The organism is Uruburuella suis (assembly GCF_004341385.1).
Classification (GTDB): Bacteria; Pseudomonadota; Gammaproteobacteria; order Burkholderiales; family Neisseriaceae; genus Neisseria; species Neisseria suis.
Window position 1 is genome coordinate 46,822 of record NZ_SLXE01000007.1, and the last position, 16,535, is coordinate 63,356.

9 protein-coding genes are annotated in these 16,535 nt (G+C 55.7%); 7 read left to right on the forward strand and 2 right to left on the reverse strand.

The window, feature by feature from the left end; translation table 11 throughout:
- Positions 1–131: 131 nt before the first annotated feature.
- Positions 132–3,356, reverse strand: coding sequence for an exodeoxyribonuclease V subunit gamma (gene recC / locus EV680_RS03865; RefSeq protein ID WP_132953411.1), 3,225 nt, complete (start codon positions 3,354–3,356; stop codon positions 132–134).
- A 210-nt stretch (positions 3,357–3,566) separates the two neighbouring features.
- Here recC and msrB point away from each other — a divergent pair, with 210 nt between their 5' ends.
- The 5 genes from msrB to galU all read left to right on the forward strand — a co-directional run bounded on the left by msrB (position 3,567) and on the right by galU (position 10,463).
- Positions 3,567–3,965 carry a peptide-methionine (R)-S-oxide reductase MsrB gene (gene msrB / locus EV680_RS03870; protein ID WP_132953413.1) on the forward strand — a complete coding sequence of 133 codons (399 nt, stop codon included), beginning with the start codon at positions 3,567–3,569 and terminating at the stop codon, positions 3,963–3,965.
- Between the two features lie 401 nt (positions 3,966–4,366).
- Positions 4,367–4,936: a 1,6-anhydro-N-acetylmuramyl-L-alanine amidase AmpD gene (ampD, locus tag EV680_RS03875; RefSeq protein ID WP_132953415.1), complete on the forward strand. Its 570-nt coding sequence runs from the start codon at positions 4,367–4,369 to the stop codon at positions 4,934–4,936.
- A 148-nt stretch (positions 4,937–5,084) separates the two neighbouring features.
- The gene (locus EV680_RS03880; RefSeq protein ID WP_132953417.1) at positions 5,085–6,404 is read left to right on the forward strand and encodes a cell division protein ZipA C-terminal FtsZ-binding domain-containing protein; all 1,320 of its coding nucleotides are present in this window, start codon (positions 5,085–5,087) and stop codon (positions 6,402–6,404) included.
- A 510-nt stretch (positions 6,405–6,914) separates the two neighbouring features.
- On the forward strand, positions 6,915–9,431 hold the full coding sequence (ligA, locus tag EV680_RS03885) for an NAD-dependent DNA ligase LigA (RefSeq protein ID WP_132953419.1): 2,517 nt from the start codon (positions 6,915–6,917) through the stop codon (positions 9,429–9,431).
- Positions 9,432–9,590: 159 nt separating this feature from the next.
- Positions 9,591–10,463, forward strand: coding sequence for a UTP--glucose-1-phosphate uridylyltransferase GalU (gene galU, locus EV680_RS03890; protein WP_132953421.1), 873 nt, complete (start codon positions 9,591–9,593; stop codon positions 10,461–10,463).
- A gap of 823 nt (positions 10,464–11,286) precedes the next feature.
- On the opposite strand, the gene EV680_RS03895 is transcribed toward galU, so the two are convergent.
- On the reverse strand, positions 11,287–13,080 hold the full coding sequence (locus EV680_RS03895; protein WP_132953423.1) for a bifunctional chorismate-binding protein/class IV aminotransferase: 1,794 nt from the start codon (positions 13,078–13,080) through the stop codon (positions 11,287–11,289).
- A 292-nt stretch (positions 13,081–13,372) separates the two neighbouring features.
- Here EV680_RS03895 and ppk2 point away from each other — a divergent pair, with 292 nt between their 5' ends.
- Both ppk2 and porB read left to right on the forward strand, forming a co-directional pair.
- Complete coding sequence (ppk2, locus tag EV680_RS03900) at positions 13,373–14,308, forward strand: polyphosphate kinase 2 (protein ID WP_132953425.1); 936 nt, start codon at positions 13,373–13,375, stop codon at positions 14,306–14,308.
- A gap of 774 nt (positions 14,309–15,082) precedes the next feature.
- Positions 15,083–16,180 (forward strand): trimeric porin PorB, encoded by a 1,098-nt coding sequence (gene porB / locus EV680_RS03905; protein ID WP_132953427.1) that lies wholly within the window; start codon positions 15,083–15,085, stop codon positions 16,178–16,180.
- Positions 16,181–16,535: the final 355 nt, after the last annotated feature.

Below are 16,535 nucleotides of genomic sequence, written 5' to 3' on the forward strand. Positions count from 1 at the left end.
GCACTATAACAGGTAGGTTGGGTTGCCAAACCCAACGTTTCAGACGGCCTGTGGGCTGGTTGTGTTTTCAATCCAAGCTACCCGTTGTGTCACTTTTTCCTGCATTCCACTATATTTCAACACGGCAGGCGCTATTCTTCACCGGCCTCTGTCTGCAAAGCTCGCAGCAGCGGCACCGGCAAATCTTCGAGCAGGTTCCAAAACAGCGGCGTGTCAATCGGCTCGGTGCTGTCGCGGCCGAATACCAAATCCACTTCGATATAGTCGCGCTGGCCGGTGCTTTTTTTGCTGCCCCGGTATTCGCTGCGGGCGGTTTGCTGTGCGCGCTCGAGGCTGTCGGCTTTGTTGCTGCTGAGCACTTCGGCCACGGCGAGGCCGGTTTTGGCGAAAAAGGGCAGCGGGCGGCTTTGGCCGAGCCGGAAATAGGCCAGCCATTGCGCCAATTGCGCACGCGCGGCGGCCTGCGGAATGTCGGCCAGGGTTTGGCTTTGGCCGGGCAGCAGCAGATGGGTGCGGCATTCGGGGTGTTCGTGTGGGCGCACGGCGCAGAAAATCAGGTGTTGCAGCAAATAGGCGAGCATGTCGGGCGCGGAGGGTGCGCGGTTGAGAAAATAAATCTGGCCGTGGCGGTGCAGGTGGCCGAGGCTGCCTTCGAGTGTGTTTTCGCCCAAGCTGAGGCAGTAGGGCTGCGGCGGCAGCTTGGGGCTGGCCAATAATTCGCCGTCGAGCGATTTGGCGGCGGCTTGGAATTGCTGCTGCCACAAGTGGCCGAGCTCGCCTTCGGGCAGCAGGCTCTCGGCGCTCAGGCGGCCGGCGGTTTGGCCGAAATCTTGGTGCGCGCGCCGCGCTTGGGTGTAGGCTTCGGTGATGCGGCTGCTGTGCGGTGGGTCGAAAGGCTCGGCGGCATCCCAGGCTTCGTCTGCATAGGGTGCGTGCCAGCTGAGGGTGTGCTGCAGCCAATGGCGCACGGGGTTGCGCCAGAAGCGCAGAAAGTTTTCTTGCTCAATCACGGCATCGGTGGCGGCTTCGTTTAGCGGCGCGCTGAAAAAGGCGGCTGTTTGGGCTTGGGGCTGGTTGAGGGCGGCGGCGTAATCGCTGCGGCTACTGATGAGGCCGTCTGAAAGGGCGTCGGCGCTGAAATAGCGGGGCGAGAAAGCTTGCAGCGGGTGTTGCAGCACATGCTTGGCGGCCCATTCGCTGCTGCGCTGCCCGCTCATGGCGGCCAGCGTGTCGATAAGCTCGCTGATCAGGGCGGAGGGGGCAAGCGGCTCGTCGTTGCTGATGTTGCGGCCGAGATAGGATAAATAAAGCACTTCGCGTGCGCTGATGATGGCTTCGAGAAACAGATAGCGGTCGTCGTCGCGGCGGGCGCGGTCGCCTTTTTGCGGGTGGCGGGCAATCAGGTCGAAGGCGGCGGCTTTGGTGTTGCGCGGGAAATCGCCATCGTTGAGGCCGAGCAGGCAAATCACTTTAAAAGGCAGGCTGCGCATGGGCACCATGCTGCAAAAAGTGATGCCGCCGCGCAGAAATCCGGCCTGGCTTTGGCCGCTGAGAAAGTGTTGCAGGTGCTCGATAACGATGTGTTGCGGCAGATAGCCGCCAAAGTGCGCCAATTCGGCTTCGGCCTGCCAGCGTGCCAGCGCCTGCTCGATTTGTTGCAAGGCGTGTTGGTCGTTGCTGTCGGGGGCAAATAAATCGGTTAGCAGGCAGCGCACGCGTTCGCACCAAGCGGCAATATCCGCCGGCTGCTGCCAGCGCTTTTGTGTGTCGGCAAGGGTGCGGATCAGTACGGTGAAGCGGCTGAACACGGCGATTTGGTTGGGGTCGCCGTGCCAGGCGCTGATGTTTTGCCACACGGGGTGCGCGCTTTCGGGCAGCATCCAGCCCAAAATCAGCCGCTCCAGCGCCTGCTGCCAGGTAAAGAGGCTGCTGGCTGCGCCGAATTCGCCACGCATGGTGCTGTCTAAGCCCCAATGCACGTTGAGCGCGGCGATGGTGTCGTGCAAAAGCGGCAAATCGTCGCGGCTGAGGGCAAAGCGGCGCAGCACCAAATCGTTTTCCAGCAGCGGCAGCAGATAATCCACTTCGAAGCGGCTTTCCAACAAGGCGAGGGTTTGTGTCAAAGCGTGCAAAAGCGGCTGGCGGCGGCTGAGCTTCACGTCGGAAATCGAATAGGGCAAAGCCTGCGCGCCGCCTTGCGCCTGCCCGAACACGGCTTCGATATAGGGGCTGTAGGGCTCGATATTGGGGGTGAGCACGGCAATATCGTACGGCTGCCAATCGGGGTGCTCGGCCAAAAGCGCGAGCAATTGGTCTTTCAAAATGTGCAACTCGCGCAAAGGGCTGTGGGCGGCGTGAATGCGGATGGAGCTGTCGGCCGGTGCATGCTCCTGCTTGGCGGCGGGCAGGCTGAGGGTTTGGATATCGTGTTGCAAGCGTTGCAGCAAAGTGGGCGCGGTTTGCGCGTCATCGCTGAAATAGCTGCGCTCTTCGCTGATGTGCGCTTCGGCGAGCGCATCGAAGAAATCGCGCCCCTGCTTGCCCAGCGAAGCGAGCAACGGGTGGCCGCTCTGGCTCAAATCAATGTCGTCGCCGCTTTGCAGGATTTGCGCCGCTTCAATCACATTGCCCCAATATTCGCTGCTTGGGTTGAGCGCGAAAATGTGCACATCGCAATGCTCGGCCATGGCTTCTAAAAGCTGCAAATACATCGGCGCCATGGTGGCGATGCCGAACACAAAAAAGCGCTGCGGCAATTTATCGGCGCTCAATGCGGCCAAAAGCTGCTGCCACATGGCCACACGGTGCGGCGCGTTGCTGCTGCCGTCATCAAGAAAGCGCCACAATTCGGCCTGCCAGATTTCATCTTCACCCAGCTCCAGCAAACGGCCTTGCTGCCAGGCGCTGATCCATTGCGGCCGGTAAACCAGATATTGGTCGAAAATATCGGCCAGCTGCCCCGATAGCTGGTAAGCCGCCGCTTGGCCGCCGGCCAAATAGCTTTGCAACGCGGCACGGGCGGCTGCGTATTCAGAGGCCGTCTGAAACGCTTGGCTTTGAAACAAATCCAGCAGCCGCCAGCGCATCACTTCGGGCGCAAACGGGCTCAGCTCGGGCAGGCCGGGCAGGCATTCGCGCATCAGCCGCCAGGTGAGGCCGGCGGGCAGGCTGAATTTCAAATTGGCCGCCACGCCCAATTCTTTGGCCAGATGCAGGTTTAAAAAGCGGCGCATGCCTTGGCTTTGCACCACGATTTCTTCTGCTGCCAGCGGGTTTTCAGGCGGCATCAGCTTTTGCAGCCCGGTAAACACACGGGCGAGGTTTTCAAGGCGGTTGGATTGATAAAGATAGAGCATGGCGGCAGGTGGGTAAGGAAATAGGCCGATTATGCGCGATTTGGCGGGCGGCGGCAAAGCTGGATTTCAGCCGCTTTCACCGATACAATCATCAGAGCGCTTGAATTGCGGCTTGTGGATAAAATAAAGTTTTGCAGTGTGCTTTGTGCCATGATTCGAAACGGCCGCACCCACCATACCCAAAAAGCCTATAAGGCAGAGGAAACCAACATGGATAAAATTGAAAAAAGCAGCGAAGAATGGCGCGCCGAGCTGGCGCCCGATGTGTATCACATCACCCGCGAAGCGGGCACCGAGCGTCCGTTTAGCGGGCAATACAACCATTTCGATGCGGCGGGCGATTACCATTGCGCCTGCTGCGGTGCTTTATTGTTTAAATCACAGCAAAAATTCGACAGCCATTGCGGCTGGCCGGCATTTTTCGAGCAAGCCGAGCCGCAAAGCACTTACCGCGTGCGCGATTTGAGCCACGGCATGGTGCGCGAAGAAGTGCGCTGCCGCCGCTGCGATGCGCATTTGGGGCATGTGTTTCCCGACGGGCCCAAGCCCACCGGCGAGCGCTATTGCATCAATTCGCTGGCGATGGCATTTGAAGCCGAATCGAAATAAAGCTTTCAGACGGCCTGAGTGTTTCCATGCAGAGGCCGTCTGAAAACATTATGGAAATGTAGTTCAAAAAACAAAAAGGCATATTTCGGCTTTGTGGCTCAACACTGTGCCCAGCTGAAGGCCGTCTGATACCAATCCAAAAAAATAACCTAACTTCGTTGTCTTGCCTTGCCGTACTATAGTGGAATGCACAAAAAAGTGATACGGCAGGTAGGTTGGGTTGTAAACCCAACAAATCCACAGGCCGTCTGAAACGTTGGGTTTATCAACCCAACCTACGCCGTTGCAAAATGTAGTTTTGTGTAACTTTTTCTTGCATTTCACTATAGTTGTACTGTCTGCGGCTCGCCGCCTTGTTAGCTTACTTTTTTGAATTAGTATGAAACACAGGAAACCAAACCATGCACAATAGCGATTGGCAGCAAGGCTGGTGGCAGCTTGCGCGGCGGCTCGATTCGCCCAATTTCGAGCCGCGGCCGGCGGGCGAGGCGGCATCGCTGGTGGTGCTGCACAATATTTCGCTGCCGCCGTTTGAATACGGCAACGGCGCGGTGGAAAAATTGTTTACCAATCAAATCAATCCTGCCGAACATCCTTTTTTCAGCATTCTCACCGAATTGCGCGTGTCGAGCCATTTTCTGATCACCCGCGAAGGTGAAGCGGTGCAATTTGTGTCGTGCAACGATATGGCTTATCACGCCGGCGTGTCGGCTTTTTGCGGGCGCGAAAAATGCAATGCTTTTTCAATCGGTATCGAATTGGAAGGCTGCGATTTTGAACCTTTTAGCGATTTGCAGTATCCATGTTTGGATAAGCTGCTGCGCGCCCTGATGGCGCAATACCCGATCAGCGCCGTTTGCGGCCACCAAGATATTGCCCCCGGCCGCAAGAGCGACCCCGGCCATTTTTTCGATTGGGCGAGGCTGGCTGCGGCCGGTTTTCCGCTGGCGCGCCCGATTGACGCGTGTTGATATGGCGGCGCGATTTCAATTCAGGGCAAGGCGAAGCAAGGCCATAGCGGTTTAAATCGCGCCACGATACTGTCATGGCGGGCAAATTTCGCTATAATCCCCCAATTAAAGCAAAATCATCCAAACCCTTTCACAGGTTGAAACAAATATGAGCGATATCACCCTGATTATTCTGGTTTTCTGCGCCGCGGTTATCCTCGGCGTGATTGTGTACAATATGTATCAGGAAAACAAATACCGCCAGCAGGTGCGCGAGCAATTCGGCCATGCCGATAAAGATGCGCTTTTGGGCAGCAAAACCGATTTCGTGCGCGACGGCAAGCCGCTGGGCGGCGAAGCGGCTGAGGCGGCTGAGCCGGTGCGCACCAAAGATGTGTCCCGCCCCAGTCAGAAAGCCGAAGAAGCCGAAGCCATCGCTCAGCCGGCCGCGCCGCAAGCGGACAAAAATGATTTGTTTGCCGAAAAAGTGGCCGCCGCCGCTGCCGCCAAACCCGATGCCGCGATTGAAGTGGAAGAAGATGATTTTGTCGAGCCGGTGTTGCAGCCCGAAGCCGAAAAAGGCGAAGAAGCCTTTGCTTTCGAGCGCGTCGATGCGCCGGCGCCTTCGCAAACCCGCCTGCAAGGCAAGCAGAAAACGCTGCTTCATTTAAACGATCTTACCAAGCTCGAATTGCCGTGGTTCGACCCGCGCTTCGATTATATGGCCTATATCGCGCTGAGCGAAGCGCAAGAGCTGCACGCCATTCCGCGCCTTTCTAGCCGCCACCGCTTTCAGATTGCCGGCTGCACCATGGACGACCGCTTCCAAATCGCCGAGCCGATTCCGAGCGTGTATTACCAAGGCTTTGTAATCGGCCTGCAAGCCGTGAGCCGCAACGGCTTGGCCACCACGCAAGAGCTGGAGCAATTCGGCGAGCAGGTGAATTCGTTTGCCGAAAAAATGAATGCCTCGCTTTTGCTCACCGATGTGGAAACCTTCCTCAACGTGGCGCGGCCGCTGGATGAATTGTGCGCCCGCGTCGACCAAACCATCGCCATGCATTTGGTGTCGCGCGGCAGCATCAGCGGCACGGAATTGCGCGCTGCCGTGGAAAACCTGGGCTTCGAACTGGGCGTGGACGGCGCTTTCCGCCTGCCGAATGAAGAAGGCGAGCCGCTCTTCACCTTGGTTACGCTCGACAACACCCCGTTTACCGCCAGCCTGCTTTCGAGCCAAGCCTATCGCGGCTTCAGCATGTTGTTTGACATCACCCATGTGCCCGCGGGCGAAAAGCAGTTTAACCGCTTTATGGATTTGGCCGTGAAGCTCTCCAGCACGCTGAGCCTCGATTTGGTGAACGACAAGCTGGAAGAATTGTCCACCCAATGGCTCAAAGAAGTGCGCAGCTATGTGGTGGCGCGTCAGGATGAAATGCAGAAAGTGGGCATCGAGCCCGGCGGCAGCTTGGCTGCTCGGCTGTTTTCCTGAGTAAAATATCTGCAAAAAACCAAGCGGGTGCATGATAAAATGCACCCGCTTTCCATGGGGTCGGTATTGCGAATGAGGCAGGGCGTGGCGCAGCCGCACACGCAGTTGAAGCAGCTTCTGCCCGCTCGGCTGTGCCATACGCTTTGCGCCGGCCTGTATAGTGGAATGCAAGAAAAAGTGATACAAAACTATGCTCTATACTATGACGGAGTAGCTTGGGTTGATAAACCCAAGGTTTCATACCAATCCAAAAAAATAACCTAACTTCGTTGGCTCGCCTAGCCGTACTAGGTGTACTGTCTTCGGCTCGCCGCCTTGTTAGCTTACTTTTTTGAATTGGTATCAGACGGCCTAAGCCTATAGAAACGGCAATTAAACATTGAAATTTTAATTAAAAAACTTATTACTTTTTAATTACTTAAATTTTACAAATGCTCAAGTTTTAATTGTCGAATCTATAAACAAGGCCGTCTGAAACCTTCCCCACATTTTCAGACGGCCTAATTCCAAATGACAAACGACACCGCCCGCCGCATCCGCCAGCTCACCGACACGCTCAACCGCTATGCTTATGAGTATTACACGCTCGATGCGCCCAGCGTGCCCGATGCCGAATACGATATTCTGTTTCGAGAGCTCGAAGCGCTCGAAGCGGCTCATCCCGATTTGCGTCTGCCCGAAAGCCCCACCCGCCGTGTGGGCGGCGCGCCTTTGGCCGGCTTTGCCAGCGTGGTGCACGCCGTGCCCATGCTGTCGCTGAGCAATGCTTTTTCGCCGCAAAACGAGGCCGGCGCATTTGACCACAGCGAAATGCTCGCTTTTGATGAACGCGTGCGCGGCGGCTTGGCCGGGCAGCAGCCAGAATATGTGATTGAACCGAAATTCGACGGCTTGGCCATCAGCCTGCTCTATCGAGGCGGCGTGTTGGTGCAGGCGGCCACCCGCGGCGATGGCGCCAGCGGCGAAGACGTTACCGACAATGTGCGCACCATCACCAATATTCCGCTGCGCCTGCACGGCAGCGATGTGCCCGAAACCATCGAAGTGCGCGGCGAAGTGTTGATGCTGAAAGCCGATTTTGCCGCGCTCAATGCGCGTCAAGAAGCCGAGGGTCAAAAAGCGTTTGCCAACCCGCGCAACGCCGCCGCCGGCAGCCTGCGCCAGCTCGATTCGCGCATCACCGCCCGCCGCCGCCTGCACTTTTTTGCCTACGGCATTGCGCAGCAAAGCGGCGGTGCGGCTTTAAACACGCATTTGGATGAGCTGCATTATCTGAAAACATTGGGCTTCAGCCTGCCTGAAGGGCACTACGCCAGCTTCGGCAAGATAGGCGGCGTGTTGGCATTTTATGAGCAAATGGCGCAAAAACGCCCCGAGCTGCCTTATGAAATCGACGGCATGGTGGTGAAAGTCAACAGCTTGGCGCAGCAGGCGGCATTGGGCTTTATTTCGCGCGCGCCGCGCTGGGCGGTTGCGCACAAATTTCCTGCCGAAGAAGCACTCACCGTGGTGGAAGCCATTGATGTGCAAGTGGGGCGCACCGGCGCAGTAACGCCTGTGGCGCGCTTGCAGCCCGTGTTTGTCGGCGGTGTAACCGTGACCAACGCCACGCTGCACAACGAAGGCGAAACGCAACGCAAAGATGTGCGCGTGGCCGACACCGTGGTGGTGCGCCGCGCCGGCGATGTGATTCCCGAAGTGGTGCGGGTGGTGTTTGAGCGCCGGCCAATGCAGGCAGTTGCACCGGCGGCTTTTTCAGACGGCCTCTCGTTTGGCAAGCCTGCCGTGGGTTGTGTTGAAAAGCCCGCGCCGCAAATATCGGCACCGGCAGCCTTTCAAAGTGATTTATTCGGCCAAGCCGGGCTGGCGGGCGGCAAAGAAAGAGAAGAAAAGGCCGCAGCGCCGCAATATCCGCAATACCGCCTACCCGAGCATTGCCCGATTTGCGGCAGCCGCATCGAGCGCGAAGAAGGCGAAGCGGTGGCGCGTTGCAGCGGTGGCATGTTGTGCAAAGCCCAGCGCGCGCAAGGCCTGATCCACTTTGCTTCGCGCAAAGCCATGGACATCGACGGCTTGGGGCAGCGGCAGATTGATGCGCTGGTGGCGCAAGATTTGGTGCACCATTTTGCCGACTTATACCGCCTCAATGTGCCGCTGTTGCAGCAAATGAAAGAAAATGCCGCCGATGATAAAGAAGAAGCGCAAACCGCTTCAGACGGCCTGAAAAAAGCATCGCCCACCAAATGGGCCGAAAATATTCTCGCCGGCATCGAAGCGAGCAAACAGCCCGAGTTGGCGCGCTTTCTGTTTGCGCTGGGCATCCGCCATGTGGGCGAGCGCACCGCCAAAGTATTGGCGCAGGCTTTCGGCACGCTGGCCAATGTGCGCGCCGCGCCCGAGCCTGCGCTCGCCTGCCTGCCCGATATCGGCGGCGTGGTGGCGCATTCGGCGGCGCACTTTTTTGCCGACCCTGCCCAAGCCGCGATGATAGATGATTTGTTGGCCGCCGGTGTGGCACCGCAGCCGCAGCCGATTAGCCTGCCGCCGGCGCAATACGTGCAGCCCGCGCGCTGGCTCGCGCGCCTACCCGGCTTTAAAATCAGCGAAATCAAAGCGCAGGCATTGTGGGATTTGGCCGGCAAAAGCATAGAAGGTTTGCTGCACGACAAAGCTTTGAGCGCCGATTGGCAGCAATGGCGCGCGCAAGCGGAAAATCAGGCTTTATTGCACGCGATGCAGCAATTTTTAAGCCAAATGCCGTCTGAAAACGAACAGGCCGGCAGCAGCAATCAAAATCAAGCCGTTGCCGGCAAAACCTTTGTGCTCACCGGCACCCTGCCCACGCTCAAGCGCGACGAAGCGCAAGCCATGATAGAAGCGGCCGGCGGCAAAGTGTCGGGCAGCGTGTCGAAAAAAACCGATTATGTGGTGGCGGGCGAAGCCGCGGGCAGCAAGCTCGAAAAAGCACAGTCGCTGGGCGTGGCCGTGCTTGATGAAGCCGCATTATTGGCGCTGCTTAACGCATAGCCGTTTAAAACACTTGCAAGCCGCTTGGCAGTTTGCCTGCGAAGCCGGATAATACGAAGGTTAAGATTGCCGATTAAAGAGCCGCCCCGCAAAGCAGCGGCCAAACTTTTCCACCCGGCCAAGGTCGGAGCCATTGAATCAAATATTTTGGAGAAACTCATGAAACCCATCAAAAAAGCCGTATTCCCCGTGGCCGGCATGGGCACCCGCTTTTTGCCCGCCACCAAAGCCAGCCCCAAAGAAATGCTGCCGATTGTCGATAAGCCCTTGATTCAATACGCCGTGGAAGAGGCCGTGGAAGCCGGCTGCACCGAAATGGTGTTTGTCACCGGCCGCAACAAGCGCAGCATTGAAGACCATTTCGACAAAGCCTATGAGCTGGAAACCGAGCTGGCGCAGCGCAATAAAGACCAATTATTGGCGCATGTGCAAGATATTCTACCGCCCGAAATCACCTGTCTTTATATCCGCCAAGCCGAAGCCTTGGGGCTGGGGCATGCCGTGTTGTGCGCCCGCGCCGCCGTAAACGACGAGCCTTTCGCCGTGATTTTGGCCGACGACTTAATCGACTCGCCCAAAGGCGCGCTCAAGCAAATGGTGGAAGTGTATAACCAAACCGGCAACAGCGTGCTCGGTGTGGAAACCGTCGACCCCTCGCAAACCGGTTCTTACGGCATTGTGGAAGTGGAGCAGCTCAAAAGCTATCAGCGCATCATCAATATTGTGGAAAAACCCAAGCCCGAAGATGCGCCCTCCAATCTGGCTGTGGTGGGGCGCTACATCCTCACCCCGCGCATTTTCGACCTGCTCACCAACCTGCCGCGCGGTGCCGGCAACGAAATCCAGCTCACCGATGGCATCGCCCGCCTGCTCGACCACGAATTCGTGCTCGCCCACGCTTTCGACGGCATCCGCTACGATTGCGGCAGCAAGCTGGGCTACCTCGAAGCCACCCTTGCTTTCGGTCTTAACCACCCTGAAACCGGCGCCGAATTCCGCACCTTATTAAAGCAATACGCCGACAAGTTTTAAAAACAAAGCAGGCAATCAAAGGCCGTCTGAACAAAGTTTCAGACGGCCTTTCCTTTTTCAACACATAGTGGAGCGCATAAAAAAGTGACACAGCAGGTAGGTTGGGTTGAAAACCCAACAAGCGGACAAGCTGTCTGATACCCATTCAAAAAATAATATACAAACAGGCAGCCTGTAGGTCGGATTCTCGAATCCGACACTTGTTCGCAGAACAAGGCTCTCATATCGCTTTGGCCGTTGGCCAAACGTCGGATTCAAGAATCCGACCTACACGGATAATGTTGCCGAACTGCTTTTATTTTGTAAGGTTATTTTTTTGAATTGGTATCAGATACCCATTCAAAAAATAATATACAAACAGGCAGCCTGTAGGTCGGATTCTCGAATCCGACACTTGTTCGCAGAACAAGGCTCTCATATCGCTTTGGCCTTGCGGCCAAATGTCGGATTCAAGAATCCGACCTACGCGGATGATGCAGCCGAACTGCTTTTATTTTGTAAGGTTATTTTTCGGATTGGTATGAAACGTTGGGTTTGTCAACCCAACCTACGCCGTTGTCGCATGCAGTTTCGCATAATACCAATCCAAAAAAATAACCTAACTTCGTTGTCTCGCCTTGCCGTACTATCTGTACTGTCTGCAGCTCGCCGCCTTGTTAGCTTACTTTTTTGAATTGGTATAACTTTTTCTTGCATTTCACTATAGCACACAACAGCTGATGCGCAGGTACGATTAGCGCAGCGTAATCATACGCACGAATCGCATCCCCGCTACCCGAAACCCCACCACAGCGCCAGCATACGCGCTTGTGAAAAGCCGCACCTAAATCTTCAATTCCACGCGAATCAGCCCGCGCAGCGCATTGCACAACACAATCTCATCCGCCTGCCGCAATTGCGCCTGCGTGATGCGGCGCTCGAAAATGTGCGCGGTGTTTAAATAATGTTGCGAATCGGCCAGCACGGCGCGGCGCATCACGCCGTTGAGAATGTCCAAATCCAACAGCGGCGTGTGCCATTCGCTGCCAAAGCGCACAAACACATTGCTGCGCCCGCCTTCGAGCAAACAGCCCTCGGTGTTGAAAAAAAGGCTGTCAAACGCGCCTTGCTGCTCGGCCTGTTGCCAGCCGGCATCATAAGCCGCGCGGCGGGTGGTTTTGAAGCGGCGCAGATAATCGTGCAACGGCAAAGCTTGCGGCGCGATCAGCGCATATTGCGCGCCGTGCAAGGGTGCACAGGCCGCGTGGCTCAAATGCAGGCCGTCTGAATTGAGCAAGGCTTTCACACGATATGGCCAGGCATCGGGCAAGGCTTGCAGATAGCGGCCGATTTGCGGCGCCGCATCGGGCGGCAGGCGCAGATTGAGCGCGTCGGCGGCTTGTTGCAAGCGCTCAAGGTGCAGCGGCAGCAATGTGCATTGAGCATTCTCGGCACGCAGCGTTTCAAACACGCCGAATTCGGGCGCGAGCGCGTTGAGAAAGTGCGCTTTCCATTGGCATTCTATATATTCGGCTTCGGCTTCGCTGTCGGCCACAATGCCCGAGCCCACGCCGTAAGTGCCTTGATAAAGGCCGTCTGAAAGCGGCTTGAGCTGCAAAGTGCGTATCACCACATTGAGCGTACCCTCAAAGCCCAGGCCGCTTGAGCAAGGTTTGAGATAGCCGATGCTGCCGGTGTAGAGGCCGCGCGGCGAAGTTTCCAGCGCATCGATAATCTGCATACTCATGCGCTTGGGCGCGCCGGTGATGGAGCCGCAGGGGAACGCGGCCCGAAAAATATCCGCCGCGCTCGTGTGCGGCTTGGCCTGCGCCTCGATGGCCGTGGTCATCTGCCACACGCTGCCGAAGCGGCGCACCTGAAAAGGCGCGGGCACGCGCACGCCGCCGGTGGTGGCGATTTTGCCCAAATCATTGCGCAGCAAATCCACAATCATGATGTTTTCCGCGCGGTTTTTCGGGTCGGCCTGCAAAGCCTGCGCGCGCGCCTCATCGCCGCCATCGCCCAACACCGGCGCCGTGCCTTTCATTGGCTCGGTGGTAATCAGGCCGTCTGAAGCAATGTTGACAAACAATTCGGGTGAAAAAGAGAGCGTCCAGCCCGGCTGCTGCTTGTGGTCGGGCAGGTGCGCCAGCGCCGCATAAGGCACAGGCTGGCGCAAGCGCCGATAAAGCTGCGCCGGGTGGCCGTAGCTTTGCAGCTGCAAGCGCGTGGTGTAATTGATTTGATAAGTGTCGCCGCGCGCAATTGCCGCCTGAATTTCGCCCACCGCGTGCAGATAATCGGCTTTGCCGGTGTTGCTTGTCGGCGTGCTGATGCCGGCGGGCGCATGGTCGGGATAGCGGCTTTGCAGCCATTTTTCCGGCTCGGCAACCGTTTCGCATTTTCGAAACCAATGCAGCGCCAGGCTGGCATCGGGCTGCGGGCTTAAATGTTGCAGCGGGTGGCCGAAAGCATAATCCGCCCACAGCACCACATGCAGCCCCCGCTGCCAGCCTTGCTGCAACAGCCCATCCAGCCCGTGCAGCGTGTCGGCCTGCAAAAAGCGGCTTTCCACATAATCATCATAAAGCGTGGCGCAATCGCGCACCGCATCGTCGAGCAAGGCAAAATAAGGCATACGGCAGGCAGCAAAATAAAAGCGCGATTATATAGTGAAATGAATCAAAAAGTGCTGCGGCGTTGCCGCGCCTTGGCATGCTGCTTGTGCTGTTTGCGGCCGGCTGCCTTGTGCATCTTCATTCTTCATTTCTCTGCTTTATAGATAGCGCAAAGCGTGCGGCGGGTTGTAACAAACGCAAAACCGCCGCCGCATCAGGCAAAAACGGTAATTATTTTGTATATATTTGTTAAAAGCGCTAAAATAAGCACATATAAATAGAGACGAAACCACCCAATAAAAGGAGCAGCAAATGACAGCAGACCAACAATTAAAGCCGTATGAAAAAATCGATTTAGGCAATAAAAAAGACCAACTGCAAGTGTTTGAAGAATCTGTGCTCGAGCATCAAGGCCGCAGCAGCGCCGAAGATTCCAGCGTGGCGCCGCTGCCCGAAAACTATCCCTACCGCACCCGCATGAGCCGGCGCGTGTATGAGCGAGAAAAAAAAAAGCTGCAAATCGAATTGCTCAAAGTGCAAAGCTGGGTGAAAGAATCGGGTCAGCGCATTGTGTGCATTTTCGAAGGCCGCGATGCTGCCGGCAAAGGCGGCACCATCAAGCGCTTTATGGAGCATCTCAACCCGCGCGGCGCGCGCGTGGTGGCCTTGGAAAAACCCACCGAAACCGAGCGCGGCCAATGGTATTTCCAGCGCTATATCCAAAACCTGCCCACCTCGGGCGAAATGGTGTTTTTCGACCGCTCGTGGTACAACCGCGCCGGCGTCGAGCGCGTGATGGGCTTTTGCGAGCCGCACGAATATTTACTGTTTATGCGCCAAACCCCCGAATTCGAACGTATGCTCGTGTCCAGCGGCATTCATCTGTTTAAATTTTGGTTTTCCGTGAGCCGCGAAGAGCAGCTGCGCCGCTTTATTTCCCGCCGCGACGATCCGCTCAAACATTGGAAGCTCTCACCCGTCGATATCCAATCGCTCGACCGCTGGGATGAATACACCGATGCCAAAAACGCCATGTTTTTCCACACCCACACCGGCGACGCCCCGTGGACAGTGGTGAAATCCGACGATAAAAAACGCGCCCGCCTCAACTGCATCCGCGCCTTTTTGCACCATCTCGATTATCCGGGTAAAGACGTAAAAGCCATCGGCGCGCTCGACCCCCTGATTGCCAGCGTGCCCGGCACCACCTTCACCAAAGAGAGCAGCTTTGATGTGCTCGACGATTAAGCCCGATATTAAAGCAGCACATCGAGCATATATATAGAAGCGATAAGCCAAGGCCGTCTGAAGCCTTTCTTTCAGACGGCCTTTACCATAATAGCGTGTAGGTCGGATTCTCGAATCCGACACTTGTTCGCAGAACAAGCATCTTTCACTTTTGTAGAATAAACATCGTGCCTATTCGGCCTTGCGGCCAAATGTCGGATACAAGTATCCGACCTACGGATTTTCAGCAAACCGGCGGGCTTGTGCGTTCAAGGCCGTCTGAAGCCTTTCTTTCAGACGGCCTTTCCCATGACAACGTGTAGGTCGGATTTTCTAATCCGACGCTTGTTCGCAGAACAAGCATGATGCATCCCGCTTGAAACATTCCTACCTTGAAAGCTGCCCCGCCGATTCCCGTCCAAGCGGTCGCAATGCCCGTTTTAAGCCGCCCACACCCGTTTTCAGCATTAAACAAAACAACAAAATTGCCCCGAGCCGCATCGGCAAGTGCCAAAATGCCACACAAACCCCGATTGTGTTGTAAACCTGCAAATCAAATTACTGATTTTATATCGCTATGATTTTTAAGGGCTTAAATAAAATATGTGGGAAAAAGCACACACTTTGGGGCATAAACTGCCAAGCAAAAGGCGGATAAAGTTTGTTTTTTTACAACGAAGCAATTATATTAGCAGACATGAAATCGCTAACGCTGCGATGAATGCAAAAGCTTGGATGGATTTCATATCACCCCATTTAAGTTTGATTTCTTAAACATAGAAAAGGAATACAGCAATGAAAAAAACTCTGATTGCTTTGACCCTGGCGGCTCTGCCGGTTGCAGCTTCTGCCGACGTAATTCTGTACGGCCAAATCAAAGCCGGCGTTGAGGTTTCTCAAACTAAAACTAAAGTTAATGGCAAAGAGACCAAAAGCGACACCGGTTCGCAAATCGCCGACTTCGGCTCACGCATCGGCTTCAAAGGCCACGAGCACTTGGGCAACAACCTGAACGCCATTTGGCAGGTTGAAAACAACGTAAACGTTGCAGGCGACGGCGACTGGGCCGGTCGTGAATCATTCATCGGTTTGGAAGGCAACTTCGGTAAAATCCGTGCCGGTAAGCTGGAAACCCAACTGAAAAGCATGGATTCTTTGGATCCGTGGGAATACAGCAACAACGCTTTGGGCTTGGGCATGTTCCAACGCACTGGTGAGCGCATTGTTTCTGTGAAATACGATTCTCCGGTTTGGGCCGGCTTCAGCGGTAACGTACAATTCACCCCGCGTGATAACGGTACTGAAGTACGCAATGAAGGCGTGACTACTGGTCGTGCTGACGATGCCAGCGACACTTCACGCTACTACGCCGGTTTGAACTATGAAAACGCTGGTTTCTTCGCCCGCTACGGCTTCGGTTACAAAAAATCTGCTTATGTGACTACTGCTGGCGAAAGCAAATCAGGTCAAGCGCATAAAGTAGAAGGCGGTTACGATGCCAACAACCTGTTTGTTGGTTTGGGCTACCAATACACCAATGGTTGGGATAGCTATGACAGCTATGTTGCTCAGTTGAGCAGCGATAGCTACTACATCGCTGCTGCCGATGACAGCGTAGGCCTGAAAGCACATGAAGTGGCTACCACTGTTGCTTACCGCTTCGGCAATGTTGTACCACGCTTCTCTTATGCCCACGGCTTCAAAGGTAAAGGTGCTGGTTTGACCGATTCAGAGCGTAAGATCACCAAATACGACCAAGTTGTGTTGGGTGCCGATTACGACTTCTCTAAACGCACCACTGCCTTGGTGTCTGCCGGCTGGCTGCGTGCTGGTGGCGGCGACAACAAGTCTGAAACCACTGCCGGTATGGTTGGTCTGCGTCACAAATTCTAATCTCACGATTAGCCTTGAAAAGAGCCTGCTTCGCAGGCTCTTTTTTATGGCCACCACCACCGTAGCCGCCGTAGGTACGCACGCCGCGCTTTTTGCGGCGTAATCGTACGCATGAAGCCTCGCAACCTTCATAAAACAAAGGCCGTCTGAAACCCAGTCACCGTAGGTACGATTAGCCGCGCTTTTTGCGGCGTAATCGTACGCATGAACTCCCACAACTTATAGAAACAAAAGGCCGTCTGAAGCCCAACTGCTTTCAGACGGCCTGCTTGATTGCTACGGAATACGTTCGAGCGCATGCGTACGATTACGCCGCCTTTGGGCGGCTAATCGTACCTACGCTGTGGTTGTGGAA